The organism is Zoogloea sp. LCSB751 (assembly GCF_002028455.1).
Classification (GTDB): domain Bacteria; phylum Pseudomonadota; class Gammaproteobacteria; order Burkholderiales; family Rhodocyclaceae; genus Zoogloea.
In genome coordinates, this window is the sequence record NZ_MWUM01000677.1 from 1 (window position 1) to 232 (window position 232).

A 232-nucleotide genomic window follows, 5' to 3' on the forward strand; every position below is an offset into this window, starting at 1 on the left:
CTGCAGACTGGCCTGATTCACGGGCAGACTGGTCACGTTAGAGGGGAGTGTTGTCGTCATAATCGACCCCCGCGGCTCGCAGGGCCTGGGCCTGCTGTTGGGCTTGCGCCAGATTGGACAGGGGGCGCTGGTGGCCGCCAGATGGATTACCGCGCTTGGCCTGCAGCTGGTCCCACTTCTGGCGCAGCTTCTGCGGCGACAGCACGTTGGCACACCAGAACGCATCCCGGCT

The 232-nt window shown here is 65.1% G+C and carries 1 protein-coding gene; it reads right to left on the reverse strand.

Annotation, left to right across the window (positions count from 1 at the left end; all coding sequences use genetic code 11):
* Positions 1–37: 37 nt before the first annotated feature.
* Positions 38–232: hypothetical protein (locus B4920_RS28140; protein ID WP_305847147.1), on the reverse strand; the 195-nt coding region annotated here is incomplete at its 5' end.